This is a genomic window from Phyllobacterium sp. CL33Tsu (assembly GCF_900113985.1).
GTDB classification, from domain to species: domain Bacteria; phylum Pseudomonadota; class Alphaproteobacteria; order Rhizobiales; family Rhizobiaceae; genus Phyllobacterium; species Phyllobacterium pellucidum.
The window spans coordinates 877,848-902,252 of sequence record NZ_FORJ01000001.1; the positions used below are offsets into that span (position 1 = coordinate 877,848).

The 24,405-nt window shown below is 60.4% G+C and carries 26 protein-coding genes; 13 read left to right on the forward strand and 13 right to left on the reverse strand.

Features of this window, described 5'->3' with window-relative positions; genetic code table 11:
* Genes fmt through truA form a run of 3 tightly spaced genes read left to right on the forward strand, consistent with a single transcriptional unit; the run spans window position 1 to window position 2,203 of the window.
* Window positions 1–930: a methionyl-tRNA formyltransferase gene (gene fmt / locus BM074_RS04370; protein WP_091921451.1), complete on the forward strand. Its 930-nt coding sequence runs from the start codon at window positions 1–3 to the stop codon at window positions 928–930.
* Window positions 927–1,418 (forward strand): GNAT family N-acetyltransferase, encoded by a 492-nt coding sequence (locus tag BM074_RS04375; protein ID WP_091919977.1) that lies wholly within the window; start codon window positions 927–929, stop codon window positions 1,416–1,418. Before fmt ends, BM074_RS04375 begins: the two co-directional genes overlap by 4 nt.
* Complete coding sequence (gene truA / locus BM074_RS04380; RefSeq protein ID WP_091919979.1) at window positions 1,418–2,203, forward strand: tRNA pseudouridine(38-40) synthase TruA; 786 nt, start codon at window positions 1,418–1,420, stop codon at window positions 2,201–2,203. The genes BM074_RS04375 and truA overlap by 1 nt, the downstream gene beginning before the upstream one ends.
* Here the strand turns inward: truA and BM074_RS04385 are convergent.
* Both BM074_RS04385 and dapE read right to left on the reverse strand, forming a co-directional pair.
* Window positions 2,155–2,766, reverse strand: a complete 612-nt coding sequence (locus BM074_RS04385; protein WP_091919981.1) for a hypothetical protein — start codon at window positions 2,764–2,766, stop codon at window positions 2,155–2,157. The genes truA and BM074_RS04385 overlap by 49 nt on opposite strands.
* 13 nt (window positions 2,767–2,779) lie before the next feature.
* The gene (gene dapE / locus BM074_RS04390) at window positions 2,780–3,967 is read right to left on the reverse strand and encodes a succinyl-diaminopimelate desuccinylase (RefSeq protein WP_091919982.1); all 1,188 of its coding nucleotides are present in this window, start codon (window positions 3,965–3,967) and stop codon (window positions 2,780–2,782) included.
* A gap of 143 nt (window positions 3,968–4,110) precedes the next feature.
* Between dapE and BM074_RS04395 the strand changes: the two genes are divergently transcribed.
* On the forward strand, window positions 4,111–5,136 hold the full coding sequence (locus tag BM074_RS04395) for a 2-dehydropantoate 2-reductase (RefSeq protein ID WP_091919983.1): 1,026 nt from the start codon (window positions 4,111–4,113) through the stop codon (window positions 5,134–5,136).
* A 5-nt stretch (window positions 5,137–5,141) separates the two neighbouring features.
* On the opposite strand, the gene dapD is transcribed toward BM074_RS04395, so the two are convergent.
* Window positions 5,142–5,996, reverse strand: coding sequence for a 2,3,4,5-tetrahydropyridine-2,6-dicarboxylate N-succinyltransferase (dapD, locus tag BM074_RS04400; protein ID WP_027230504.1), 855 nt, complete (start codon window positions 5,994–5,996; stop codon window positions 5,142–5,144).
* A gap of 128 nt (window positions 5,997–6,124) precedes the next feature.
* On the opposite strand from dapD, the gene BM074_RS04405 reads away from it, so the two are divergent.
* Window positions 6,125–6,967 (forward strand): LOG family protein, encoded by an 843-nt coding sequence (locus BM074_RS04405; RefSeq protein ID WP_091919984.1) that lies wholly within the window; start codon window positions 6,125–6,127, stop codon window positions 6,965–6,967.
* Window positions 6,968–6,971: 4 nt separating this feature from the next.
* Here BM074_RS04405 and BM074_RS04410 read toward each other — a convergent pair whose 3' ends face one another.
* Window positions 6,972–7,697, reverse strand: coding sequence for a pyrimidine 5'-nucleotidase (locus BM074_RS04410; RefSeq protein WP_027230506.1), 726 nt, complete (start codon window positions 7,695–7,697; stop codon window positions 6,972–6,974).
* Between the two features lie 158 nt (window positions 7,698–7,855).
* Here BM074_RS04410 and BM074_RS04415 point away from each other — a divergent pair, with 158 nt between their 5' ends.
* Window positions 7,856–8,611 (forward strand): GGDEF domain-containing protein, encoded by a 756-nt coding sequence (locus BM074_RS04415; RefSeq protein WP_027230507.1) that lies wholly within the window; start codon window positions 7,856–7,858, stop codon window positions 8,609–8,611.
* 14 nt (window positions 8,612–8,625) lie between these two features.
* Here BM074_RS04415 and phhA read toward each other — a convergent pair whose 3' ends face one another.
* Complete coding sequence (phhA, locus tag BM074_RS04420) at window positions 8,626–9,459, reverse strand: phenylalanine 4-monooxygenase (protein WP_175498890.1); 834 nt, start codon at window positions 9,457–9,459, stop codon at window positions 8,626–8,628.
* A gap of 124 nt (window positions 9,460–9,583) precedes the next feature.
* Between phhA and BM074_RS04425 the strand changes: the two genes are divergently transcribed.
* Complete coding sequence (locus BM074_RS04425) at window positions 9,584–10,066, forward strand: Lrp/AsnC family transcriptional regulator (RefSeq protein WP_091919985.1); 483 nt, start codon at window positions 9,584–9,586, stop codon at window positions 10,064–10,066.
* Here BM074_RS04425 and argB read toward each other — a convergent pair whose 3' ends face one another.
* Window positions 10,067–10,966, reverse strand: coding sequence for an acetylglutamate kinase (gene argB / locus BM074_RS04430; RefSeq protein ID WP_228017206.1), 900 nt, complete (start codon window positions 10,964–10,966; stop codon window positions 10,067–10,069).
* A 164-nt stretch (window positions 10,967–11,130) separates the two neighbouring features.
* Here argB and BM074_RS04435 point away from each other — a divergent pair, with 164 nt between their 5' ends.
* The 3 genes from BM074_RS04435 to BM074_RS04445 all read left to right on the forward strand — a co-directional run bounded on the left by BM074_RS04435 (window position 11,131) and on the right by BM074_RS04445 (window position 13,015).
* Window positions 11,131–11,670: a sigma-70 family RNA polymerase sigma factor gene (locus tag BM074_RS04435; protein ID WP_091919986.1), complete on the forward strand. Its 540-nt coding sequence runs from the start codon at window positions 11,131–11,133 to the stop codon at window positions 11,668–11,670.
* A complete protein-coding gene (locus BM074_RS04440) occupies window positions 11,667–12,374 on the forward strand; it encodes an anti-sigma factor (RefSeq protein ID WP_091919987.1) in 708 nt (235 codons plus the stop codon). Before BM074_RS04435 ends, BM074_RS04440 begins: the two co-directional genes overlap by 4 nt.
* Window positions 12,375–12,463: 89 nt before the next feature.
* The gene (locus tag BM074_RS04445) at window positions 12,464–13,015 is read left to right on the forward strand and encodes a fasciclin domain-containing protein (protein WP_091919988.1); all 552 of its coding nucleotides are present in this window, start codon (window positions 12,464–12,466) and stop codon (window positions 13,013–13,015) included.
* Window positions 13,016–13,097: 82 nt separating this feature from the next.
* On the opposite strand, the gene yihA is transcribed toward BM074_RS04445, so the two are convergent.
* From yihA to rpmH, 4 genes are all read right to left on the reverse strand, one after another.
* The gene (gene yihA / locus BM074_RS04450) at window positions 13,098–13,781 is read right to left on the reverse strand and encodes a ribosome biogenesis GTP-binding protein YihA/YsxC (RefSeq protein ID WP_091919989.1); all 684 of its coding nucleotides are present in this window, start codon (window positions 13,779–13,781) and stop codon (window positions 13,098–13,100) included.
* Window positions 13,782–13,999: 218 nt separating this feature from the next.
* Window positions 14,000–15,853 (reverse strand): membrane protein insertase YidC, encoded by a 1,854-nt coding sequence (gene yidC, locus BM074_RS04455; protein WP_091919990.1) that lies wholly within the window; start codon window positions 15,851–15,853, stop codon window positions 14,000–14,002.
* A 30-nt stretch (window positions 15,854–15,883) separates the two neighbouring features.
* Entirely contained in the window at window positions 15,884–16,246 is a 363-nt protein-coding gene (gene rnpA, locus BM074_RS04460; protein ID WP_091919991.1) for a ribonuclease P protein component, read from the reverse strand.
* A 48-nt stretch (window positions 16,247–16,294) separates the two neighbouring features.
* The gene (rpmH, locus tag BM074_RS04465; protein WP_040853797.1) at window positions 16,295–16,429 is read right to left on the reverse strand and encodes a 50S ribosomal protein L34; all 135 of its coding nucleotides are present in this window, start codon (window positions 16,427–16,429) and stop codon (window positions 16,295–16,297) included.
* Window positions 16,430–16,687: 258 nt separating this feature from the next.
* Between rpmH and BM074_RS04470 the strand changes: the two genes are divergently transcribed.
* Window positions 16,688–18,169 (forward strand): sensor histidine kinase, encoded by a 1,482-nt coding sequence (locus BM074_RS04470; RefSeq protein WP_244532772.1) that lies wholly within the window; start codon window positions 16,688–16,690, stop codon window positions 18,167–18,169.
* Between the two features lie 14 nt (window positions 18,170–18,183).
* Window positions 18,184–19,644 (forward strand): phospholipase D-like domain-containing protein, encoded by a 1,461-nt coding sequence (locus BM074_RS04475; RefSeq protein ID WP_091919995.1) that lies wholly within the window; start codon window positions 18,184–18,186, stop codon window positions 19,642–19,644.
* Here BM074_RS04475 and BM074_RS04480 read toward each other — a convergent pair.
* The 3 genes from BM074_RS04480 to BM074_RS04490 form a co-directional block, all read right to left on the reverse strand.
* Window positions 19,616–20,479, reverse strand: coding sequence for an endonuclease/exonuclease/phosphatase family protein (locus tag BM074_RS04480; RefSeq protein ID WP_091919996.1), 864 nt, complete (start codon window positions 20,477–20,479; stop codon window positions 19,616–19,618). The genes BM074_RS04475 and BM074_RS04480 overlap by 29 nt on opposite strands.
* 49 nt (window positions 20,480–20,528) lie before the next feature.
* Window positions 20,529–21,812, reverse strand: coding sequence for an NAD(P)/FAD-dependent oxidoreductase (locus BM074_RS04485; RefSeq protein ID WP_091919997.1), 1,284 nt, complete (start codon window positions 21,810–21,812; stop codon window positions 20,529–20,531).
* Window positions 21,813–21,910: 98 nt separating this feature from the next.
* Window positions 21,911–22,837: a LysR family transcriptional regulator gene (locus tag BM074_RS04490; RefSeq protein ID WP_091919999.1), complete on the reverse strand. Its 927-nt coding sequence runs from the start codon at window positions 22,835–22,837 to the stop codon at window positions 21,911–21,913.
* Between the two features lie 121 nt (window positions 22,838–22,958).
* Here BM074_RS04490 and BM074_RS04495 point away from each other — a divergent pair, with 121 nt between their 5' ends.
* On the forward strand, window positions 22,959–24,365 hold the full coding sequence (locus tag BM074_RS04495) for a 2-oxoadipate dioxygenase/decarboxylase HglS (protein WP_091920000.1): 1,407 nt from the start codon (window positions 22,959–22,961) through the stop codon (window positions 24,363–24,365).
* Window positions 24,366–24,405: the final 40 nt, after the last annotated feature.

Sequence of the window (24,405 nt, forward strand, 5' to 3'; positions counted from 1 at the left end):
TTGCGCATTGTTTTCATGGGAACGCCGGACTTCGCCGTCCCCATTCTCACCGCCTTGATTGGCCAGGGTCACGAGATTGTTGCAGTCTACAGCCAGCCGCCGCGCCCCGCGGGGCGCAGGGGTCTGGAACTCACGCCCTCGCCGGTCCAGCGCAACGCCGAACAGTTCGGCATCGCGGTGCGGACGCCCACAAGCCTCAAAAGCGAAGAAGAGCAGCAAGCCTTTCGCGACCTCAACGCCGATGTTGCGATCGTCGTCGCCTATGGGCTGATCCTGCCGCGCGCAATCCTCGATGGCACGCGGCTTGGCTGCTACAACGGTCACGCCTCGCTCTTGCCGCGCTGGCGCGGCGCGGCGCCGATTCAGCGGGCAATCATGGCCGGAGATCTCGAAACCGGGATCATGATCATGAAGATGGACGAGGGTCTCGATACCGGACCAGTCGCCATGGTCGAAAAGGTGAAGATCACCGCCGATATGACCGCGGGCGAATTGCACGACCAGTTGAGCGCGGCAGGCGCGGATTTGATGGTGCGCGCCATGGCCGCGCTTGAACGGGACAGCCTCACGCTTACGCCGCAAGCGGAAGACGGCGTCACCTATGCGTCCAAGATCACCAAGGCGGAAACACGCATCAACTGGAGCGAACCGGCAATCGACGTTCACAACCGTATTCGCGGGCTTGCGCCCTTTCCCGGCACCTGGTGCGAGATGGAGATCGGCGGCTCGCTCGAGCGCATCAAGCTGCTGCGCTCGGTGCTTGCGACCGGCGTCGGCGATGCGGGCACGGTGCTCGACGATAGCCTGCGCATCGCCTGCGGCGAAGGCGCGGTCCGCCTGCGTTCGCTGCAGCGGGCCGGCGGCAAGGTCATGGACAGTATCGAATTCCAGCGTGGCGCCAAGATCGCCCAGGGCACACGGCTGCCATGAGCGGCGTCGCGGTGCGACCTGCGCGGCCTGAAGACCATCCGGCTATTTCCACGCTGCTGAACGCCGCCTTCGGCGGTAGGGAGGAAGCCGACCTCGTGGAAAACCTTCGCGGCGCAGGCGACGTGGTCCTCGAACTGGTGGCCGTCGCGGGTGACGCGATTGTCGGGCAAATCCTGTTTTCCCGCCTCACCGTGGGCGATGATTTCGATGCTGTCGCACTCGCACCACTGGCGGTTCTCCCCGCAAATCAGCGCCATGGCGTAGGTACAGCGCTGGTAAAAGCGGCCCATGATCAACTCCAGGCCAGCGGAGAAAGCCTTTCCATCGTCCTTGGCGATACTGCCTATTACGGACGTTTAGGCTACACGCATGCCCGTGCCGCCGGCTACGACAGTACCTACCAGGGCGAGCATTTGCAGGCGCTGGCGTTTCGTGAGGCGCCGATATCGGGCGCCCTCACCTATGCGCCCGCATTCGGAGCGCTCTGATGCCCCGCTACAAGCTTCTGGTCGAATATGACGGGACGCCCTATGCGGGCTGGCAGCGTCAGGAAAACGGCCATACGGTGCAGGCGGCTATCGAGCAGGCAATCTTCAATTTTTGCGGCGATACGATTTCGCTGGGGGCGGCGGGTCGCACCGACTCGGGCGTGCACGCCTGCGCTCAGGTCGCTCATGCCGATCTTACCAAGAACTGGAGCAGTTCGAAGATCCGCGAGGCGCTCAACGCCCATCTCGTCATTGCCGGTGAGGCTGTCAGCATTCTCAATGTCGAACTCGTCAGCGATGGATTCGATGCGCGCTTCTCGGCAACGGGCCGCCACTATCTTTATCGAATCATCAACCGCCGCCCCCCTGCTCCGCTGGAAGCGCATCGCGCGTGGTGGGTCAAGAAGCCGCTCGATGCCGAGGCTATGCACGACGCGGCGCAGCGCCTGATCGGCACGCATGATTTCACCACGTTTCGCGCTACGCAGTGCCAGTCGAAAAGCTCGGTAAAAACGCTCGACCGCCTCGACGTAACGCGCAATGGGGAGATCATCGAGATCAGGGCATCGGCGCGCTCGTTCCTGCACAACCAGATCCGTTCTTTCGCGGGAACGCTCAACGAAGTGGGATGCGGGCGCTGGGACGCTGACGATGTGAGCGCGGCGCTCGAAGCCCGCGACCGCAGGGCCTGCGGGCCGGTTGCGCCGCCCTACGGGCTCTATCTCATTGGGGTCGACTACCCGATCGTAACCGGGTCCGGCAGGGAAATGCCGAGGGCGCCCTGAAGCAGGATCATTACGAAAAGCGAACCGACCATCAGGACCACGAAAAACCCCGCCGTATAGGCGTGTGATCGTTTCAGGGCGATATGTGTGAGACGGTAGGTCAGGAACATGATGCCCGCATAGAGCAAAAGGCTGATCGCGGTGGTGAAGCCCGGCCAATCCGGCACGATCACCCGCACCAACGTGGCTGGCACCATAAGCCAGGCGCCAATTGCCGTGCCCCAGTTGCTGGCGACGACATAGGGGCTGAAGCGCTTGCTGAGACCGAGGCGGCGCGCACTGAAAGCAAGAACGACAAGAGGCGCGACCCAGGCGGCGAGATCGACGAAGGCGACGCGGCCCATGATCGAGAAGCGGTTTCCGGTTTCGGGCCGCAGCGCAATCATATCGTTGGCGAAGATGATCCAGCCAAGGATGAGCGGGGGCAGCGAGATCGTTATGGCGTGAAAGGACTGCCAGAAACCGTCTTCGGAAAAATCGAGCATGTCGAGGCCGTCGGCATGACCGTTCATCATCCGCCATGCGCCCCACAAATATTGCTGAGTTTCATCGAAATCCGGCATTGTCACTCATGCTCTACGCAAGAAAATCCTCGATGAAGCGTTCGTATATTTGGGTAAGCGTTTCAAGATCGGCAATATCTACCCTTTCGTCAACCATGTGCATGGTTTTGCCGACAAGGCCGAACTCGACGACAGGGCAATAGTCCTTGATGAAGCGGGCGTCGGACGTGCCGCCGGACGTTGAAAGCTGCGGGCGCCGGCCGATTACCGCTTCGACGGACTTCGTCAGCGTGCCGACGAGTTTGTCGTCGTGGGTCAGGAACACGTGGCTCGGCCGGTCGCGCCAGGTCAACTCGTAGTTCACGGGGGTTTTCCGCCCGGGGCGCAGCTTGCGCCGTCCGGCGGCACGGTCGAGCCGGTTGTGGATCTCGGCCATCAGCGTTTCGTCGGTCCAGCTATCGTTGTAGCGGATGTTGAACGTTGCCGTCGCTTTGGCCGGTATGACATTGACCGCAGGATTACCGACATCCATCGTCGTGACTTCCAGATTTGTCGCCTGGAAATCCTTGGTGCCCTTGTCGAGCGCGGGATAAAGCAGGCTGTCGAGCAAGGTGACGAGGCCCCGCACCGGATTGTCGGCGAGGTGCGGATAGGCTGCATGACCCTGAACGCCGTTTACGGTTATCGTGCCGGAGAGCGAGCCGCGTCTTCCGATCTTTATCATGTCGCCGAGCTTGTCGGGATTGGTGGGCTCGCCGACGATCGCGGCATCCCAGCTTTCGCCCTTGGCCTTTGCCCATTCGAGAAGCTTGCCGGTCCCGTTGATCGACGGGCCCTCCTCGTCGCCGGTGATCAGAAACGAAATCGACCCCTTGAGGCTGCCATGTTTCGTGATGTGACGCGCGACGGCAGCGGTGAAGCAGGCGACCCCGCCCTTCATGTCGACGGCGCCGCGGCCATACATCTGGCCATTGTGAATGGCGGCGGAAAAGGGCGGGAACTTCCACGCGGCCTCGTCGCCGACAGGCACCACATCCGTATGTCCCGCGAACATAAGATGAGGTCCATTGCCTGAACGTCTCGCATAAAGATTCTCGACGTCGGGCGTGCCCTCCTCGCTGAAAACCGGTCTCTCGACCGAAAAACCGAGGGGCGCAAGCATGGATTCAAGAGCAGTCAGCGCTCCGGCCTCGGCGGGCGTTACCGACGGGCAAGTGATGAGCTGGACGAGGTTTTCTACGGGATCTGTCGCGGATTTCATGCAAGAAGCGATAATGGAAAAGGATAGGCCTGTCACCTACTACTGCGGCGGGTGCCGGGGCATTGCGGTTCCCGGCATCGGGCGCTGGATTGAAGCATCCGCATCTGTTTAAATGCCGCGACCGATGAACCGGGAACAGCAACATGACCGAAAACGAAAGCCGTATCGTCATCGCTGGAGCCGGATCGATAGGGTGCTACGTCGGTGGTTGCCTCGCCGCCGCCGACAAGAACGTGGTTTTTCTCGTACGGCCAAGGGTCGATGAAGCGCTTCGCCAAGGGGGCCTCAACATCGTCGATCTCGACGGGACCGAGCGCCTCGTCACGCCGGAGAAGCTTCAGCTCGCGGTCGATCCTGCCGCAGCCTTTGGGTCGGCCGAGATTATTCTCGTCACGGTCAAGAGTGGCGCGACTGAAGAGATGGCAAAGCTGATTGCCGCGCACGCCCCTTCCAGCGCCGTCGTTGTGAGCCTGCAGAACGGCGTCGACAACGCAAAGGTGCTGCGTCGCACCCTCCCCACGGGTTTCACCGTCGCTGCGGGCATGGTTCCCTTCAACGTCGTGCAATCGGAACCAGGAGAGGTTCCGCTCACTGTCCGGCGGACCACGGAAGGCACGATTCTCATCGACGACAAGCCCGGAGACCTTGCCGATGAACTCTCGGTCCCCGGTCTCCAGGTGGCAAATGACGAAGACATGCAGAGCGTTCTCTGGGGCAAGCTGCTGATGAACCTCAACAACGCCCTTAATGCCCTGTCAAACCTGCCGCTTGCAACCGAACTGTCCGATCGCAACTGGCGCCGGCTGCTGGCGGACCAGATGAACGAAGGCATCAAGGTGCTCAAGGCCCATGGGATCGCGCCGGCAAAGATACAGGGCCTTCCGCCGGCGCTTCTGCCGTGGATATTGCGGTTGCCGGACTTCCTCTTCGGAATTCTCGCACGGAAAATGCTGAGCGTGGGGCCACACGCGCGATCCTCCATGTGGGAGGATCTGTCACGGGGGCGTCCGACCGAAATCGACTATCTGCAAGGCGTGATCCTTCGCCTGGCGCAGGAGAAGAACATCGACGTCCCCCTGACGCGGCGGATTATCGCGTGTATCAGGGAGGCGGAGGGCAAGCCGCTCCGCTCTCACACCGTGGAGGAAATCCGCAACTCGCCCGCGTGAGCGGATCAGTCGCGCAACAATTCGTTGATCGACGTCTTCGAGCGGGTCTGTTCGTCGACCCGCTTGACGATCACGGCGCAATAGAGGCTCGGACCAGGCTGGCCGTTGGGGAAGGGCTTGCCGGGAAGCGAGCCGGCGACGACCACCGAATAGGGCGGCACTTCGCCGTAGAAGATTTCGCCCGTTGCACGGTCGATAATCTTCGTCGACTTGCCGATGAAAACGCCCATGCCGAGGACAGAGCCTTCGCGAACGATGCAGCCCTCGACCACTTCGGAGCGGGCGCCGATGAAGCAATTATCCTCGATGATGGTCGGACCGGCCTGCATGGGCTCGAGCACGCCGCCAATGCCGACGCCACCCGACAGATGTACGTGCTTGCCGATCTGCGCGCACGAACCGACGCCGGCCCAGGTGTCAACCATGGTTCCCTCGCCGACATAGGCGCCAAGGTTGACGAAGGATGGCATCAGGATCGCGCCCGGCGCGATATAGGCCGAGCGGCGGACGATGGCGTTGGGCACCGTCCTGATGCCCGCCTTGGCGAATTCCGTCGCACCCCAGCCGTCAAACTTCGACGGCACCTTGTCCCACCAGACAGCGCCGCCCGGGGCTCCTTCGATGATCCCCATCGGATTGAGACGGAACGACAGAAGCACTGCCTTTTTCAGCCACTGATTGACCTTCCAGTTTCCGTCAGCCTGTTTCTCAGCGACCCGAGCCTCGCCGCCGTCGAGCAGGAGAAGCGCTGCCTCGACAGCGTCGCGAACTTCGCCGCGCGTATCGGTATTGATTGCATCGCGTTCATCGAAGGCCTTCTCGATGGTCAATTCGAGGCTGGTGAGGTCAGGCTTGGACATTTGCAGGTCACTCCATTACACGGGCGGTTTAATTTAAGTCTGTGAGAGGGTCAATCTCACCATTACCATGCTGGACCGCGAAAGAATGTCTCAGAACGTCATAAGCGTCCGCAGGAGGAGAAGCCGAATTGAACACCGATGAAAAAGACAGCTGGACACCGTTTTCTCATTCTTCCGAAGCGGTACGCCGTGTCGAGACTGCGCCGGAGACGCCGCAGACCCAGTCCAGCACCTATAAGCTGGCCTTTGCCGATCCGGAATTCATGACGCGGCGCGAATTGCGTGCCGTGCGCCTGCAGCTTGAACTGTTGAAGCCGGAAATGGCGCTCGCCGAGCGCGGCATCCGCTCGACCGTGGTCCTGTTCGGCGGAGCGCGCATCCCCGAACCTGGCGGCGCCGCCTGGGCGGCGAAGAACGCGACCCAGAAAAAGAACCTCGAGGCCAATTCACGCTACTACGCCGAGGCGCGCAAGTTCGCCGAACTCTGCTCTACCTATTCGTCAACGACCTACTACCGCGAGTTCGTCGTCGTTACCGGCGGCGGCCCCGGTGTGATGGAAGCCGGCAACCGCGGCGCATCGGATGTCGGCGCGCCGACGATCGGGCTCAATATCGTCCTGCCGCACGAGCAGACGCCAAACCCCTATGTATCGCCGGATCTGTGCTTCAATTTCCATTACTTCGCTATTCGCAAGATGCACTTTTTGATGCGGGCGAAGGCCATGGCGATATTTCCCGGCGGTTTCGGAACCATGGACGAAACCTTCGAGACGCTCACACTCATTCAGACCGGACGCATGGAACGCATCCCGCTTCTACTCTTCGGGAAGTCTTTCTGGGAGAAGGCGATCAATTTCGACTTCCTCGCCGAGCAAGGCGTGATCTCGCCATCGGATCGCGAACTCATCACCTTCGTCGATACCGCCGACGAGGCCTGGGATGTGATCCAGGCCTTCTACAAGCTGGATTGACGCCTCAGACCGGCTCGCTCCTCTTGACCTGCCTTGGCAGGATCGCGTCGAGGAATGCGGCAAGTTCATCGGTCACGTAATCGACGTGGTCGGTGTTGCCAGGATCCCGCTCCCATATCTCGGAATAGGTCGGTTCGAAATTATGCGGAACGATGAGGACCGTGGTCATGCCGAGCGCCTTCGGCACGACGAGGTTGCGCGCCAGATCCTCGAACATGACGCAGCTGGCGGCGTCGATCTTGTGCATTGCCAGGAACCGATCGTACGTCTCGCGCGCCGGTTTGGGTGTCAGCTCCGCTGCCCTGATGTCGAAAATGTCATCGAACTGCTCGAGCACACCGAGCTGGCGCGCTGCGCGTTCAGCGTGGCCCCGGTCGCCATTGGTGAAGATGAATTTCCGTCCCGGTAACTGCTTGATCGCCGTGGAAAGCGACGGGTCGGGCACCAGCCAGGAATAATCGATGTCGTGGACCTTCTGCAGAAAATCATCGGGATCGATATCGTAGCGGTCCATCAAGCCTTTGAGCGTCGTGCCGTATTCCTTGTAAAATCGCTTCTGGAGATCGCGTGCATCCGTATGCGAAAGCTTCAGCAGATCAGCGACATAGCCCGTCATCTTGACATCAATCTGCGAAAAGAGATTGGAATGATGCGGGTATAGCGTGTTGTCCAGATCGAAGACCCAGTCCGTTATATGCGCAAAGTTTAATGGATCAGGCTGGTTTGTCATCCGTTAGGGTTTCCGCTATTTATCTGCGCTGCTCATGCATCGATTTTATTAGTGCGTCTCATCAATAGACGAAAATGGTCGCAACTACGACCGATTTTAGATTTATCGCTCGCCTGCATTTTCCCAATTTCTTGTTTCATGCATTTTCCAGAGAAACGATGTCCAAAGTCATTTTCAAGTGCATATTGGTAACCATTGTCATGACTGCCTCCTGCGTCGTGATTACCAACGCGATCCGCGAGGCGGTCCATATGTCAGATGGGCCTGCGCGCCTCATTGCCATCCTCTGTCCGCTGCTGATCACTCCGCCCATAATCTACCTGTGCCTGCGCCAATCGGAAAAGTTGCGACAAGCCCTAACCGACCTCAATCGAATCATGCAGGAACTCGAGACAACGAACGTCCGTCTATTCGAGGCATCCCTGCGCGACAACATGACCGGGCTTCTCAACCGCGAAACGTTCTTCGAGCGGATGGAGGCTTTGCGCAGGCAGGGACCGGGCTCCTTGCTGATTGTCGATGCCGACCACTTCAAGAAGATCAACGATAACCATGGCCATCACACCGGTGACGCTGCGCTCATTGCAATCGCACAGTGCATATCGCGGTGTATCGGTGAAGATGACTGCGCCGGCCGTATCGGGGGCGAGGAGTTCGCCATATTCCTCGCGACGGCGGATGAAACCGAGGTACGCGGCGTAGCCGAATGCATTCGCGCCGAGGTCTGCAGCCATGCATTGAAATCGGCCGAAGGCGCGGAGGTTCCGCTCAGTGTCAGCATCGGCGGCGTAGCAGGCGTTGCCGCCGGTACGGTCAAGGAACACTTCCGGACAGCCGACCGGCGTCTTTACGATGCCAAACGTCGCGGCCGCAATTGCGTCAGCGTCCGCTCGCCTGTCAAGAACATCGCCTGAACGCGGCGCTCCCATCAGACCATGGCGGGGTCAAGCGGTTCTGCCTCCTTCCACCGCGCAATCAGCGCCGGCATGTCCGCCGTCTCGAAAGCATCGCGAAGGGCGGCGAACGACGGCAGTACGAAATAGGCCCGCTGGAACTTGTCTATCTCATATCCCGTCCGCATAACCGTTTCGATGTCGAAGGGGACGTGGTGCGCATCGGCACTCGTCACCGCGAACTGCAACTCGCTGAAAGACGACATCAGCCCCGCGCCGAAGGCCTTAACCGGGGCGCCTTCCTCCTGCATCAAGCCGAACTCGGCGGTGTACCAGTAGAGACGAGCGGCCAGTTGCTCGCCGCCCATCCGCGACGCTGCTCCACCCTTGACCCCGTATAGCTGCATGAAATCGGCAAATACGGGTTGGCTCAGGATAGGCACGTGGCCGAAGAAATCGTGAAACATGTCTGGTTCGACGATGTAATCGAGTTCCTTCTTCTTGCGCAGCCAGTTGGTGACGGGAAAACGCTTGTTGGCGAGATGATCGAAGAAGGGCTCGTTGGGGATGAGGCCAGGGACCGCTACGATTTCCCAGCCGGTCAACTTGCGCAGCCGGTCACTGACTTCATGGAAATCCGGGATGCGATCCAGTAGGCCGAGCGCTTCCACGCCGTCGAGATAGCTGCGATGCGCAAGCTTTTCCGTCAGCTTCGTCTGGCGATCGCACAGGGAGCGCCATACCTCCTGGTCTTCGTCCGAATAGTCATATTGCTGTTCGATCGTGAAGTCGGCGTTGCACGCCGTATAGTCGCCGCGCAGACCCAGCTCAGCGCATTCGCGCGCATAGGCTTCAACACTGATCGTCATGATTTTCTCCTCCACCATGGAACCATGACGTGCAGGATACCCTGAGGATAGGAGAGAATTTGACCTAATCATCTCAAAAACGCATGCTATAAGGTGAAACTTGATCTTTTTTGGAGGAAATCGGGTGACATCACCTCAATTGAATGAGTTCGAGATCAAAATGCTGCAGATCCTCCAGGCCAATGGCCGGGTTGCCATCACTGATCTGGCGCAGATGATCGGGCTGTCCGCGACGCCGTGCGCGCGGCGTTTCGAGCATCTCCAGGAGAGCGGCGTGATCAAGGGTTTCGCAGCGACGATAGACCGCCGCGCCATCGGGCTCATGGTCGAAGTGTTCATCCAGGTGCGGCTCAATACGCACAGCGACGACTCGCCCGAGCGCTTCGTCGGAGAGATAGAGCGCATGGACGAAGTTTCGTCATGCTGGACCATGACCGGCGAATACGATTTTCTGCTGCATGTCATGGTACCGACGGTCGACGATCTCAACGATTTCGTCATGCATCGGCTGATGCGGCTGAAAGGCGTGCGCGACGTGCACACCCAACTCGTCCTGCAGAACATCAAGGGGCCGGGAAAGATCCCGCTCGAACACCTGAAGCGGTGATCAGGGAACGATCAGCGTGCCGGCGCCGCGCTCGGTGAAAAGTTCGAGCAGAACCGAATGCGGCGTCTTGCCATTAAGGATGACGACGCCTTCGACGCCGCGTGTTATTGCGTCGATGCAAGTTTCGACCTTGGGAATCATCCCGCCCGAAATGGTGCCATCCTTGATGAGCGCGCGCGCCTGGCCGACCGAAAGCTCCTTGATAAGCTCCTTGTTGGCGTCAAGCACGCCCGGAACATCGGTGAGGAACAGAAGGCGCGAGGCTTTCAGCGCGCCGGCGATGGCTCCCGCGAAAGTATCCGCATTGATGTTATAGGTATGCCCGTCGCGTCCCGGGGCAACGGGTGCGATCACCGGGATCATCTCGGAGCGCGCCAGAAGGTCGAGCAGCGTGCGGTCGATCTCCACCGGTTCGCCGACGAAGCCCAGATCGACGATTTTTTCAATGTTGGAGTCGGGATCGATAACGGTCTTCTTGGCCTTCTCGGCGAAGACCATGTTGCCGTCCTTGCCGCACAGGCCGATTGCCCATTCGCCTTCGGCATTGATGAGCGCCACGATCTCCTTGTTGATCGAGCCCGCAAGGACCATCTCGACAATCTCGAGGGTCTTTTCGTCGGTGACGCGCAATCCGCCTTCAAACTTCGATTCGATCCCCATGCGCGCCAGCATCGAAGCAATTTGCGGTCCGCCGCCATGAACAACGATGGGATTGATGCCCGATTGTTTCAGCAAGGCTATGTCCCGCGCAAACGCCTTGCCCAGCGCGGCATCGCCCATGGCATGGCCGCCATATTTCACGACGACGGTCTTGTTTTCATAGCGCTGCATATAGGGAAGAGCAGCCGAAAGCAGATTTGCCTGGATTTCGGCGGTTTGGTCGTCGGGCATCAGGGACATGCGCGGGCTCCGGCTTTTGGAAGGTCGTGGGGTTCTTAGCGCCAAAGGCGATCCCGGGCAAACATGATTTCGGCTCGCCGCCAAGGTTTTTGCCCGAAGCCATTGACAGTGTGCCGCACCGCCGGATTTAAATCATGCAACCAGCAGTTGGAAACGCCCTTCACATGACGCCCGAAGGCATATCGGAACTGATCTCACGCGTCTCCCTGCGGGACCGGGCGGCTTTCGATGCGCTCTATGCTTCGACGAGCGCGAAACTTTTCGGCGTGTGCCTGCGTGTCTTGGGTAACCGCACGGAGGCCGAAGACGCGCTGCAGGACATCTACGTCAAGATCTGGAACAAGGCGGACCGGTTTGCTGTCGCTGGCACCAGCCCGATTTCTTGGCTCGTCGCCGTTGCCAGGAACCACTGCATCGACCGCCTGCGGGCGCGCAAAGGCCGAACGGAGGATCTCGACGAGGCATCGGATATCGCCGAGCCTTCCGCCGATCCCGAACAATCCGCCATTGCGACGGGAGAGGCGCGCCGCCTTGGGGATTGCCTCGACCAACTCGACGCTCCACGTGCGGCGGCCGTGCGCGGCGCTTACCTTAATGGCGACAGCTACGAGTTGCTCGCGCAGCGTCATAAAGTGCCGTTGAATACAATGCGAACCTGGCTGCGACGCAGCCTTTTGAAACTGAAGGAATGCCTGGAAGGATGAGCGCGACACCACCCGATGACACTGTTCCGGACGGCGACGATCTCGTTGCCGCCGAATATGTGTTGGGCGTGCTGCCCGAAGAGGAGCGCCGCGACGCCGCGCGCCGCATCGAAACGGACCCGGTATTCGCCCGCCTTGTCACCCGGTGGCAGGAATATTTCAGCGCACTCGATGAGGGGTTCACGCCGGTTTCGCCGCCGCACCATATCAAGTCCCAGATCGATCATCGCCTGTTCGGAACCGATGCGCCGGCGCCGGCGATGCCGCTATGGACCAGCCTCGTATTCTGGCGCGGGCTTGCACTCGCCGCCCTGTTGCTGGCGATGATCGGTTTCGGGCGCGACCTTATTTTGCAGCGTCCCGCGCCGGCGCAGCTGGTGGCATCCATGGCTGCTGACAACAGCAAGGTTCGCACAGTCGCAGTTTATGACGAGCAGACAAAGCGCCTGAAAGTGAGCCTGGTTGCCGGTGACATGCCCTCAGACCGTTCGCTCGAACTCTGGCTGATTGCCGGGAATGAAGCGCCAGTCTCACTCGGGCTGATGAAATCGCCGCAGGTCACCGAATTCAATGTCCCGCAGGGTTTGGTCGCCAAACTGCGTGACGGTACGACGCTTGCCATTTCGGTCGAACCGCTTGGCGGTTCGCCAAGCGGAGCCCCCACCGGGGCAGTCGTCGCAACTGGTACGATCCGCGCAATCTGAAAAAATATCCCACCGCTGAAACTTTGCCGTCAGCACTCCCGTATCTCCACCGACCTCTCAAGAGAGGCAATGCAACAGTGGAGATAGAGATGTTACGCAAATCACTGAGCCTGATCGCACTTTCCACGGTCCTGATTGCCGGAACTGCGTTCGCCAAGAATCCGACTGTGGGCGGTGCGCCCATGTATCCAAACAAGAACATCATCGAGAATGCGGTGAACTCGAAGGATCACACGACCCTCGTCGCTGCCGTCAAGGCTGCGGGCCTCGTCGAAACCCTAGAGGGCAAGGGGCCCTTCACGGTGTTCGCACCCACCAATGAGGCCTTCGCGGCGCTGCCGAAGGGAACCGTCGAGACGCTGCTGAAGCCTGAAAACAAGGACAAGCTGGTCAAGATCCTGACCTGCCATGTCGTCGCTGCCGACGCCTCGTCAAAGACGATCATGAAGATGATTGATGATGATGAAGGCGCGCATCCGGTGAAGACCGTGGGCGGCTGCGTCTGGACCGCGAAGTACAAGGGCAAGAACCTGACATTGACAGATGAAAACGGCACCGTTGCTCATGTGACGATCGCCAATGTCAAACAGTCGAACGGCGTCATCCATGTAATCGACAAGGTGCTGCTGCCAAAAATGTAAACCGCAGCACTCAAATGCGCAGACGGCATCTGCGCATCTTGCCCCGCGGCGATCTCCTAGCCCTAGGTCGTGCGGGGCCCTTTTATTTCTGGTTTTCTTCGAGCAAAAGCGCGATTGCACCGCGCAGCTCATCAAGCCCGGCGCCCTTCTCGGATGACGTCGCCAGGATTTCCGGATAGGCGGCTGCGCGCTTTTTGATGGCCTGCGCCGTCTCCTCCATCAACCGGGGCACGCCCACAGCCTTGATCTTGTCGATCTTGGTGAGAACAAGCTGGTATGAAACCGCGGCCCGGTCGAGAAGATCGAGCACTTCGGCATCGTTTTTCTTGACGCCGTGACGCGCGTCGATCAGCACATAGACCCGCTTCAAGGTCGAACGCCCGCGCAGATAGTCGAACACCAGACGGGTCCAGGCGTCGACCTGTTCCTTCGGCGCTTCTGCAAAGCCATAGCCTGGCATATCGACGACGGCGATCGGCGGCAGGTCCTTGCCCTCGCCCGAATAGCCGTCGGGAACGAAATAGTTGAGTTCCTGCGTACGGCCGGGCGTATTCGAGGTGCGCGCCAGCTTCTGGCCGAGGATCGCATTGATAAGGGATGATTTGCCGACGTTGGAGCGGCCGGCGAACGCGATTTCAAGCGGTCCTTCAGGCGGCAGGAATTTCATCGACGGCACACCGCGAATGAATACCCAGCCCTGCGCGAAGAGCATCCTGCCCCTCTCGATCAACCCGTTTGTCCTGTCCTCGGCTTCAGTCACGTTCATTCCATTCCATTGCGCGTGCGGGATTGAGAAGTGTGCATCAAGGTTTATCCTCGCCTTGTCAACACAGCAGGGCAGACCGGCGCAACAGCTTTTACCCCTTATTGCGTCATGGCTTGCGTAAGGCTGCCGTCAATGTCCAGCGAAACCAGGCGCTGAAACGAGATCAGCCGGACCTGTCAGGCCCGGCCGATGTAAAGAATTTCGCGAAACTCGGGCCGCTACTCGGCCGGTTTCGGTTTCTTCTTGAACATGCCCGCCAGATTATCCCAGAGCTCGATCTTGACGCCCTGGCGCTTCATGATGACGCCTTGCTGGATGATCGAGAGCGTGTTGTTCCACGCCCAGTAGATCACGAGACCTGCAGGGAAGCTTGCCAGCATGAAGGTGAAGATCAGCGGCATCCAGTTGAAAATCATCTGCTGCGTCGGATCGGGCGGCGTCGGGTTCATGCGCATTTGGAGGAACATGGTCACTCCCATGATCAACGGCCAGACGCCGATCATCAGGAAGGCCGGAACCGCCCAGGGCATAAGCCCGAAGAGGTTGAAGAGCGAGGTCGGATCGGGCGCGGCAAGGTCCTGAATCCAGCCAAAGAACGGCGCGTGGCGCATTTCGATGGTCACGTAAAGGACCTTGTAGAGCGCGAAGAAGACGGGGATCTGGATCAGGATCGGCCAGCAACCGGCGATCGGATTGATCTTTTCCGTCTTGTAGAGCTCCATCAGCGCCTGCTGCTGCTTGACCTTGTCATCCGCATATTTCTCGCGAATTTCGGTCATCTTCGGCTGCACCAGCTTCATCCGCGCCATGGAGGCGTAGGACTTGTTGGCGAGCGGGAAGAACAAGCCCTTGAGGATAACGGTGACGAGGAGGATGGCGATGCCGAAATTGCCGATCGCCTTGTAGAGCGTGTCGATCAGGTAGAACATCGGCTTGGTGATGAAATAGAACCAGCCCCAATCGATCAGGAGATCGAACTGGCGGATGCTGCGTTCCTTTTCATAGGCATTGATCGTTCCGACTTCCTTGGCGCCGGCGAAGAGCAGGTTCTCAATCGTCGCAGACTGGCCGGGCTCGATCGTCGTCGGGTCGGAAAGGTAGTCGCTCTGATAGCGCGGGCGTCCGTCGTCGAAGTACGACATGCGCGCCTGGAACGGCTTTGCTGCCGAGGGAACGAGGGTTGCTGCCCAATATTTGTCGGTAATGCCGATCCAGCCGCCGGTCGTCGCCTTCGGCGGGGACACTTCGCGCGCCTTTTCGATGGCGGCGAACTTGTATTCCACCAGGCCTTCGTCGCCGATCACGCCGATCGGACCTTCGTGCAGCACATAGGTGCTCGGATGGAGCGGCTTGGAGAAGCGCGTAACGCGGCCATAGGAGGCGAGCGAAACGGGAGCGGACGTGCTGTTGGTTACCGTGTCCTTGACCGTGAACATGTAACGGTCGTCCACCGTGAAGGTGCGCTTGAACGTCAGGCCCTTCTCGTTGGTGAAGGAGAGCGTCACCGGATTTGCCGGCGTCAGCGTGCTGTTGCCCTCGACCGTCCATACGGTGCCCGGCCCAGGGACCGTGCCGGTCAACTCGTTGCCGGTAAAGCCGATCTCGGCGAATTGCCCGTCCGCCATCTGCGCCGGGCTCAGAAGCTGGATGGCCGGCGAGTTGTCGTCAACGGTCTCGTGATACTTCTTGAGCTGCAGGTCGTCGAGCCGTGCGCCGGTCAGGCTGATCGAGCCGCCGAGGCTCGGCGTATCGATCTTTATGCGGGAGGTCTGGCCGAGCGCGGCGTCGCGGGTCAGGCTGCCGGCCTGGGCGCCATCCTGGGATTGGCCGGGGATATTGGCGCCAGGCGTTGCCGGCGTCGACGACGGCAGGTTTGCCGCGGTGCCGGTGGTTGGCGTTCCGGCCGGCGTGCTCGCCTGTCCGTCAACGCGCGTCTGTCCTTGCCGCGTGGCCTCGATCTGGGCCTGTTCGCGCTGCGCTTCGATCTTGGGGTTCATGTAGAACACCTGCCAAAGCGTCAGGATCACAATGGACAAGGCAATGGTGATAAAGAAATTACGATTGGTTTCCATTGTAGTCCTTGGGTCGGGTCGGGTGCGCCATCAGGGCTTTGTCGAACGCCGGGTCTGTGTTTTCCTGGAAACCCGTTTTAAGAGTTCCCGTGTCAGGTCCGCGAACGGCGCGTCTAGCGCATCACGGCGAGCAACGATCACATAATCGGTTCCCGCCTGCATGTCATCAGCAACATTGACGCGCACAGCCTCTTTCAGGCGGCGTTTGATGCGATTGCGGATGACGGCATTGCCGTTCTTTTTGGTGACGGTGAAACCGACGCGCGGTGGGCCAGCCTGGTCGTCGCGCTCCTTGACCTCGAGCAGGAAGTAGGCGCCGCGGCGCTTTTCTCCGTTCCGAACAGTCAAAAACTCCGCTCTCTTGCGAAGGCGGAGTGGTTTTTGCTCATTCATCGTGTAGTGCCAACTTTGGCAACCGCACCAAGTCGCGCGGTTTTGCCTTTATGCCGACAACCGCTTGCGACCGCGGGCGCGGCGCGCTGCGATTACCTTGCGGCCGCCAGCCGTAGCCATACGGGCGCGAAACCCGTGGCGACGTGCGCGGACAAGCTTGGATGGCTGATAAGTACGCTTCATTTGTTAAATACCGCGGTGTGCGGCCCTTCTTGTGGTCTGTTCTTTGACAGGAGCATATCAGGACCGCCATTAGCGCGTAAAAACACGCCGCCGGGGCGGTCAACCCGGACGTGCGCGGCTTATAGAGGCCCGATGCCGAGAAGTCAATTCGTTGCCGTGATTCAAAATAGGCAAAAACGGCTAAGTGAATTATTGTGCTAATTCGTCAGGCGGCTTACACCGCCTGACGACGGAGATCAAATGGCTGCACCGGAACAAATGTCTGCCGAAACGAGCGTGACACGGCACGCCGGACGGCGCTTGCCCGTCTTCAAGCGCCTATCGGGCAAGCTGCTGCTGCTCACCCTGCTCTTCGGCCTCGTTGCCGAAGTGATGATCTTCGTGCCGACCATGGCTGACATGCGCATTCGCTGGCTGTCGGATCGCCTCAATACCGTCGCCGCCGCGAGCGTCGTCCTTGCGGCAAACGACAGCGAGGAAATTCCGCGCACAGTGCAGGACGACGTGCTCCTTGCCACCGGCACGAAAGCAATCGCCTTGCGCGAAAAAGGCGCCTCGCGCCTGCTGGCCGTGGCGGAAATGCCGTCGAAGGTCGATCGCCACGTCGATATCACGGTGACCGACCCGATCACCGTAATTCGCGACGCCTTCGATACCGTAATCAATGGCGGCAACCGGATCATTCGCGTCTATGGGCCGATCGGCGACACCGGCAAGGTCATCGAGCTCCTGACCTCCGACGGGCCGCTGCGCAATGCCATGCTGCGCTATGCCGGCAATGTGGCACTCATCTCGCTGTTCATCTCGGCGATCACCGCCGGTCTCGTCTTCCTTGCCATAAGCCGTCTGCTGATCCGGCCAATCCAGCGCATGAGCGACAATATGCTCGCCTTTGCGCGCTCTCCGGATGATCCGCAAAAAATCATCAAGCCCGAGAACCGCGAGGACGAACTCGGCATTGCCCAGCGCGAGCTTGCCGACATGCAGCGCCAGCTCCAGCGCACCCTTTCTGAACAGAAGCATCTCGCTGATCTTGGCCTTGCCGTCTCCAAGATCAATCACGACATGCGCAATATCCTCGCCTCGGCGCAGCTGATGTCCGATCATCTCGCCAATACCAGTGATCCGGCGATCCAGCGCTTTGTCCCCAAGCTTGTGCGCACGATCGACCGCGCCATCAATTATTCACAGACGGTTCTCGCCTATGGCGGAACGCAGGAGCCACCGCCGCAACGCCGGCGCGTGAAGCTGCGCACGCTCGTCAACGAAGTCGAGGAAATGCTCAGCATCGACGCGAAATCCGGTATTGAATTCAAGAATCTCGTGCCGGAATCCTTCGAATTCGATGCCGATCCGGATCAGTTTTTCCGGATCATTCTCAACCTCTGCCGCAATTCGGTGCAGGCCATGACCGGCGATACGCGCGACGACGACGCCATTATCAAGCGGCTGACAATAACGGCCGGCCAGATCGGGACGACATCGATCATCGGCGTCGAGGACACGGGGCCAGGCCTTCCCGCCAAGGCGCGGGAGAATTTGTTCAGGGCATTCAGGGGATCGGCACGCTCCGGGGGTACCGGACTTGGCCTTGCAATCGTACACGAGCTGGTACGGGCACATGGGGGAACAATTGAATTGCGTGACAATGAAGGGGCGGGAACGAGTTTCGAAATTCGTATTCCCGACCAGCCTATCTCGCTGGCCGAATGGCGTTCGCGTCGGGATTCGATTTCCTGATATGATGCGTTCGCATGTCTAATTTCATTACAACCTACTGGCCGCACATCTTTTTCGTGCTCTCGGTTCTTCTTGGTGTGCCGGCCGCTATCCATGCGACGATGACCAAGGAGGAGGTGCGCGCAGCGATTGGCTGGGTCGGCGTCATCATTCTCTCGCCGGTCATTGGCGCCGTCATCTATGCCGTTGCCGGAATTAATCGCATCCGGCGCTCGACCATCTCGTCGCAGCGCGAATTCCTGCGCGAGATTGGCCAGGATCAGCTCGTGCGCTTTCACGCGCGCGATCAGGATGTCCTTGCGCATTTCGAAAAGCGCCTCGCCACGATGAAGACGCTGGGCGATAGGGTCAGCCGCTGTCGGCTCACCACGGCAAACGACATCGACATGCTGCACGGCGGCGACGAAGCCTACCATGCCATGCTTGCGGAAATTCAGGGCGCGCAACGCAGCGTCCTCGTCGAAACCTATATTTTCGACCGCGACAAGATCGGTCTGCGCCTCGCCGACGCGCTCATTGCCGCAAAGAAGCGCGGGGTGGAAGTCAGGGTGCTTATCGATGCCGTCGGCGCGCGCTATTCGATACCGACGATCGTCGGCTATCTGGCCAAGCACGGGGTCAAGGTCGACGTCTTCAACGGCAACATCATTATCGGCCTGCGCCTGCCCTATGCCAACCTTCGCACCCACAGGAAAATACTCGTCGTCGACGGCAGGGTCGCCTTTACCGGCGGCATGAATATCCGCGCTGGCTTCTCGCGCGAAATTTTTGGCGAAGACAATGCGCGCGACACCCACTTCCGGCTGACAGGGCCGATCGTCACCGATCTTTTCCACGTGGCGGCCGAAGATTGGCGCTTCACCACGCGTGAGCACCTTGGCGGCGAGGCCTGGGCCATCGAGCCGCCGGCAAAGCAGCCGGGCGAGCCGGTGTTTATCCGGGTGGTGCCGTCGGGTCCCGATCGGAGCGTCGAAGCCAATCATCGCATGCTGATGGGCGCTTTTTCGGTCGCACAGCAACACATACGCATCATGTCGCCCTATTTCCTGCCTGACCGCGAGTTGATCAGCGCGCTCGTGACCGCGGCGCGGCGCGGCGTCGAGGTCGATATCGTGGTGCCGTCGGTCAATAATCTCAAGCTGGTCGACCGGGCCATGACCGCGCAGTTCGATCAGATATTGAAGAGCCATTGCCGCATCTGGCGCGCATCGGGCAACTTCAACCATTCGAAACTGCTCGCAATCGACGGCGCCTGGTCCTATGTCGGATCGTCGAACCTCGATCCGCGCTCGCTGCGGCTGAATTTCGAGGTCGATCTTGAAGTCATCGATGCGCCATTCGCTGCCGAAGTGGAGGCGCTGATCGACACGGCAATCGCCTCAGCGAAACCAGTGCTCCTGCAAAAGCTGCGGGCCCGCTCGTTCTGGGCGAGGCTGATCGACCGGATTATCTGGCTAGGTTCGCCCTATCTTTGATGGCGTTTGTCTCGGCAATCGCGGCCTTGAGATCAACATGCGCCTTGATCGGAAGGTGATCGGAGGCGACGCGCGCAAGCGGCGTGTCGTGCACCTCGATCGCCGTGACGAGGCTGTGCGGATGGCCGAGGACCCGGTCGAGCGCGAGCACCGGAAAGCGCGACGGGAAGCTTGGAACAGCGTTCCTCGCCGGATCGAAGATCGGCTTCAGGAAATGCAGGGACGATCCCTTGCCGACGCGCCATTCATTGAGGTCGCCGAGCAGGAGCGTCGGGCGCGAGGGGTCGGCATGCACCGCATCGAGGATCGCCTCAGTCTGCTGCTGGCGCGAGTGCTTGAGCAAGCCAAGGTGGGCGGCAATAATGCGCAAGGGCCCCGCCTGAAGGTCGATATCGGCAACCAGCGCGCCCCTCGGCTCCAGCCCCGGCAGCACCAGTTGCTGTACGCGCTGGACGACGCCGGCGCGAAACAGCAGCAGATTGCCGTGCCAGCCATGGCCTTTCGGATAGAGCGACGCCACGGGCACGGGTATCAGCTTGTTCTCCCGTTCGAGGCGCGCCAGGTCGAGAAGGCCGCTGCGTTCGCCAAAGCGCTTGTCGGCCTCCTGGATGGCGACGACATCCGCCCCAATCTCGCTGATGACGTGCGCAATGCGGTCCGGATCGAACTTCTTGTCGATGCCGACGCATTTGTGAACATTGTAGGAAGCGATGAGCAGGTCGCTGCGCACGACCTTGGTCGCGCCGGTGGAGCGCTTGTTGCGGTTCCTGACCGCTGCGAGAATGCTGGCGGAGACGCTCGGTCTGAATGGCCGCGTCGGCTTCTTGCTATCCATCCGCTAGGAATATGTCGCAACGCGCAAGATGGCAAGCAAATGCGGATGGCTAAAACCTGTTCCCGACGAAATGCGCGAGTTGCGAACCGACTTCGTAATAGCCTTCGCGAACAGTGCGAAGACCCTGCTCCCGCGGCTGGGTGACCGGCAGCGGCAGGTCTGTTTCGCTGACCTTGCCTGCAACGTGCTCGGCAAGAATGCGGCCGAAGACCGTCCCGGGCGCGATGCCACGACCGTTATAACCGCTGAAACTGATGATCTTTGGGGCGAGCGTGTGGAAACGGGGCAGGCTGTCGCTGGTCATGCCGATCTGACCGTACCAGCCGGCTTCGAATTGCACATTCTTGATCTGCGGAAAAACCTTGCGGATCGAGCGTGCCGCCCAGGCCTTGTGCACGGCCATGCCGGTGCCGCGCAGGGCGCCGACGCTGCCAAACACCAGGCGCCCTGCCCTGTCCATGCGGAAGGAGCTCAGAATCTCCTTCGTATCCCAGCCGCCCTGCCGCTCGGGAAGGACAGTTTTCCGAATGTCTTCCGGCAAGGGTGTGGTCGCGAAGTTGAAATAGGGCAGATGCAGGAGTTCGGCTCGCAATTGCGGCCACGGCGATGTCGTATAGGCGTTGGTTGCAACGATGATCCACTCGGCCGAGACGGTGCCCGATGGCGTGCGCACCAGCCAGCGATCGCCGCTCCGTTCGGTCGCAGTAACGGGAGAACCCGAATAGATCGCCGCGCCTCTGGAAAGCGCCGCTCGCGCAAGCCCGCGCACGTAGCCGAGGGGCTGGATCGTACCCGCCCGGCTATCGAGAAGCGATGCGGCATAGGCGGTCGAGCCGACCTTTGCGGCGGTTTCGGCGGCGTTCAGCAGCCGCACGGCTGCGCCGCGCGCCAGCCATTGCTCGGCCCGCTGTTCGAGTTGTTTCACGCCATCATCGCCGACGGCGCAGTGCAGCGTACCATTGCGTTCGAGTTCGCAATCGATCTCGAAACGGTCGACGAGGTTGAACACCGATTGCGGCGCATTACCCAGAAGTTCAAGCAGCCTTTCGCCGTGGACTTGCCCGAGAACGCCCGGCAGGTCATTCGGCATCACCCACATGCCGGCATTGACGAGGCCGACATTACGGCCCGAGCCGCCGAAGCCGATCTCCACGGCATCGACGACTGCAACCTTGGTGCCGACATCGGCAAGGTGGAGGGCGGCAGAGAGGCCGGTGAAGCCCGCGCCGATGACCGCGACATCGACCGAAATATCGCCGCGCAAAGCATCCGTGCGAGGCGCAGGCGGGGCGGTCTTTTCCCACAAGCCGTGGGAGCGTTCGTCATTGAGCATGGGATCACCTGAACAGTCGGCCGAGGGGGCGCGGCACAATTACCTATGGTGGTTATAAAGCGCAATCTTGCAACCAGAAGTGAAATTCTTCGAAGACATTATGCGGTGAGCGAATGACCGGGGCCCGCGCGTTCGGACACCTGCTCGGCGATCCAGGTGACGAAGCTCTGCATCAGCGGATTTTCCTTCTTGTGGTCCGGCACGACGAGGTAGTAGCTGTTTTCCGTCCGCAAGGGCTGATCGAAGAGGACGATGAGCCGGCCGGATGCAAGCTCCTGTTCGATCAGATAGCGCGGCAGGAGCGCAAATCCGAGCCCGGCAAGCGCAGCCTCGATGACCATGGAAAAATGTTCGAACCGGTGGCCCTTATAGGGGCTCGCGACGCTCACCTGCGCCGCTTCGAACCAGGAGGCCCAGGATTTCGGCCGCGTCGAAATATGCAAAAGCGGCGCATCGGCAAGTTCGGCCGCTGCCCTGATCGGGTTGGCCGTGCAGAGTTCGGGACTGCCCACCGGTACGATCAACTCGCTGCACAGATAGGTGCAAGTGGCATGCGCCCATACCGGCTGGCCGTAATGGATGGCGAGATCGAACGGCTCATCCTCGAAATCGAAGGGCCGTGAGCGTGAGGCCACGCTCAGTGCCATTTCCGGGTTCCTGCGCACGAAATCCGGAAGGCGCGGCATGAGCCAGCGGCTGCCGAAGGTCGGCAGCGTGGCGATGCTCAGCGACGAGGCGGATTGCGAGGCGGCCATGGCTCGCAACATCGTCTCCTCGGTAAGACCAAGCAGATGCCGCACCTCTGGCAGGAATTTCTGCCCTGCCTCGGAAAGCACCACGCGCTGGCGAACGCGCTCGAACAGCAGCACGCCGATCTGGCTTTCGAGTTCGCTCATCTGGCGGCTCACCGCGCTCTGGGTCAGGGAAAGCTCTTTGGCCGCCTGCGTGAAGCTGCCATGGCGCGCCGCGCATTCGAACGTTTGCAATATGTCGATATCCGGGATCAATCGGCGGCTTAACTTCATTCCAATCTCGCATTAACCCAGTTTGATTCTTCGCAATCCGCAGGCCGGTGACCACTCTATAATCCATAACATGCATGAACGGAAAGAAATTGCCGTCGCAAACAATAACGGAAGCAGAGTTATGAATTCAGCCACGTTTACCTCAACGGACGTGATCCGCGCATCCTTTTCGACAGCGATGTCGACCATGTACAGGACCGAGGTTCCCGCCTATGGAACGCTCCTCGAACTCGTGGCGCAGGTGAACGACGATACGCTCGCCGCTTCGCCGAAACTGCGCCACCGGCTGGAACAGACCGAGACGCTCGACCGCATCTCTGAGGAGCGGCATGGCGCTATCCGCGTCGGAACCCCTGCCGAACTTGCCATGCTGCGCCGTGCCTTTGCCGTCATGGGCATGTATCCGGTCGGCTATTACGATCTCAGCGAAGCCGGCGTGCCGGTCCATTCGACCGCTTTTCGGCCTGTCGGTGACGAAGCGCTGAAAATCAATCCATTCCGCGTATTCACTTCGCTCCTGCGCCTCGATCTGATCGACGACGGCGCATTGCGGGAGGAAGCGCGCAAGACCCTCGCAGCGCGCCAGATATTCACGGACAAGGCGATTCTCCTGATCGAAAAGGCTGAAGCTGCGGGCGGCCTCGACGCTGCGGACGCCGCCCTGTTCGTCAAGGAAATCCTCGAGACGTTCCGCTGGCACGACCAGGCCAGCGTCAGCAGCGACCTCTACCGCCGCCTGCACGATGCGCACCGGCTGATCGCCGACGTCGTGTCGTTCAAAGGACCGCATATCAATCATCTGACCCCGCGCACGCTCGACATCGATGCCGTCCAGAAGCTGATGCCGGCCCACGGCATCGCGCCCAAGGCCGTTATCGAGGGCCCGCCCACCCGAGAGTGCCCCATCCTCCTGCGGCAGACCTCATTCAAAGCCCTCGAGGAAGCGGTGTCGTTCCGGGATGAAGAGGGCACGTGGGCAAAGGGTTCGCACACTGCCCGCTTTGGCGAAATCGAACAGCGCGGAGTCGCGCTGACGCCGAAGGGCCGCGCGCTCTATGATCGGCTGCTTGCGCAGGCACGAGAGGTTGTGCGTCCTGCTCCCGACGGTTCGAACGCGGCCGCCTACATCGCCGCCCTCAGCGAAGCCTTCAAAGCCTTCCCGGACGATTGGAACACGATCCGTCAGCAGGGCCTCGGCTATTTCCGGTATACGCCCGTTGAAGGGTTCCCCCGGGCAGCGCTTTCGGCGCGCGAGCCGGCGAGCCTCGAAACGCTGGTCGCCATGGGCGCAGTCGTTTTCGATCCGATCGTCTATGAAGACTTCCTCCCGGTAAGCGCCGCCGGCATTTTCCAGTCGAACCTTGGCGATAACGGTGCGCAGAAATTTGCGGCAAGCCCGAGCCAGCAGGAGTTTGAAGCCCATCTCGGCATGCCGGTCCTCGACGAATTCGCCCATTACGAAGGCCTTGAGAAGGCGTCGATCGCCCGCTGCCGCCGCAATCTCCAGCCAGTCGCACTTGTAGATTGAGAAACTAAAACTTGGGGTCAGGACCTGCTAAGGTGGCTGA

Bases quoted from the DNA above. Each gene is read 5' to 3' on its own strand.
- BM074_RS04495 (WP_091920000.1), top strand. From the start codon at position 22,959: ATGAATTCAGCCACGTTTACCTCAACGGACGTGATCCGCGCATCCTTT.
- BM074_RS04475 (WP_091919995.1), top strand. From the start codon at position 18,184: ATGTCTAATTTCATTACAACCTACTGGCCGCACATCTTTTTCGTGCTC.
- phhA (WP_175498890.1), bottom strand. From the start codon at position 9,459: ATGACGATCAGTGTTGAAGCCTATGCGCGCGAATGCGCTGAGCTGGGT.
- BM074_RS04415 (WP_027230507.1), top strand. From the start codon at position 7,856: ATGTCCAAAGTCATTTTCAAGTGCATATTGGTAACCATTGTCATGACT.
- BM074_RS04440 (WP_091919987.1), top strand. From the start codon at position 11,667: ATGAGCGCGACACCACCCGATGACACTGTTCCGGACGGCGACGATCTC.
- truA (WP_091919979.1), top strand. From the start codon at position 1,418: ATGCCCCGCTACAAGCTTCTGGTCGAATATGACGGGACGCCCTATGCG.
- dapD (WP_027230504.1), bottom strand. From the start codon at position 5,996: ATGTCCAAGCCTGACCTCACCAGCCTCGAATTGACCATCGAGAAGGCC.
- BM074_RS04480 (WP_091919996.1), bottom strand. From the start codon at position 20,479: ATGGATAGCAAGAAGCCGACGCGGCCATTCAGACCGAGCGTCTCCGCC.
- BM074_RS04485 (WP_091919997.1), bottom strand. From the start codon at position 21,812: ATGCTCAATGACGAACGCTCCCACGGCTTGTGGGAAAAGACCGCCCCG.
- BM074_RS04490 (WP_091919999.1), bottom strand. From the start codon at position 22,837: ATGAAGTTAAGCCGCCGATTGATCCCGGATATCGACATATTGCAAACG.
- rnpA (WP_091919991.1), bottom strand. From the start codon at position 16,246: ATGAATGAGCAAAAACCACTCCGCCTTCGCAAGAGAGCGGAGTTTTTG.
- BM074_RS04395 (WP_091919983.1), top strand. From the start codon at position 4,111: ATGACCGAAAACGAAAGCCGTATCGTCATCGCTGGAGCCGGATCGATA.
- argB (WP_228017206.1), bottom strand. From the start codon at position 10,966: ATGTCCCTGATGCCCGACGACCAAACCGCCGAAATCCAGGCAAATCTG.
- dapE (WP_091919982.1), bottom strand. From the start codon at position 3,967: ATGAAATCCGCGACAGATCCCGTAGAAAACCTCGTCCAGCTCATCACT.
- BM074_RS04445 (WP_091919988.1), top strand. From the start codon at position 12,464: ATGTTACGCAAATCACTGAGCCTGATCGCACTTTCCACGGTCCTGATT.
- yidC (WP_091919990.1), bottom strand. From the start codon at position 15,853: ATGGAAACCAATCGTAATTTCTTTATCACCATTGCCTTGTCCATTGTG.
- BM074_RS04470 (WP_244532772.1), top strand. From the start codon at position 16,688: ATGTCTGCCGAAACGAGCGTGACACGGCACGCCGGACGGCGCTTGCCC.
- BM074_RS04385 (WP_091919981.1), bottom strand. From the start codon at position 2,766: ATGCCGGATTTCGATGAAACTCAGCAATATTTGTGGGGCGCATGGCGG.
- BM074_RS04435 (WP_091919986.1), top strand. From the start codon at position 11,131: ATGACGCCCGAAGGCATATCGGAACTGATCTCACGCGTCTCCCTGCGG.
- BM074_RS04375 (WP_091919977.1), top strand. From the start codon at position 927: ATGAGCGGCGTCGCGGTGCGACCTGCGCGGCCTGAAGACCATCCGGCT.
- yihA (WP_091919989.1), bottom strand. From the start codon at position 13,781: ATGAACGTGACTGAAGCCGAGGACAGGACAAACGGGTTGATCGAGAGG.
- rpmH (WP_040853797.1), bottom strand. From the start codon at position 16,429: ATGAAGCGTACTTATCAGCCATCCAAGCTTGTCCGCGCACGTCGCCAC.
- BM074_RS04410 (WP_027230506.1), bottom strand. From the start codon at position 7,697: ATGACAAACCAGCCTGATCCATTAAACTTTGCGCATATAACGGACTGG.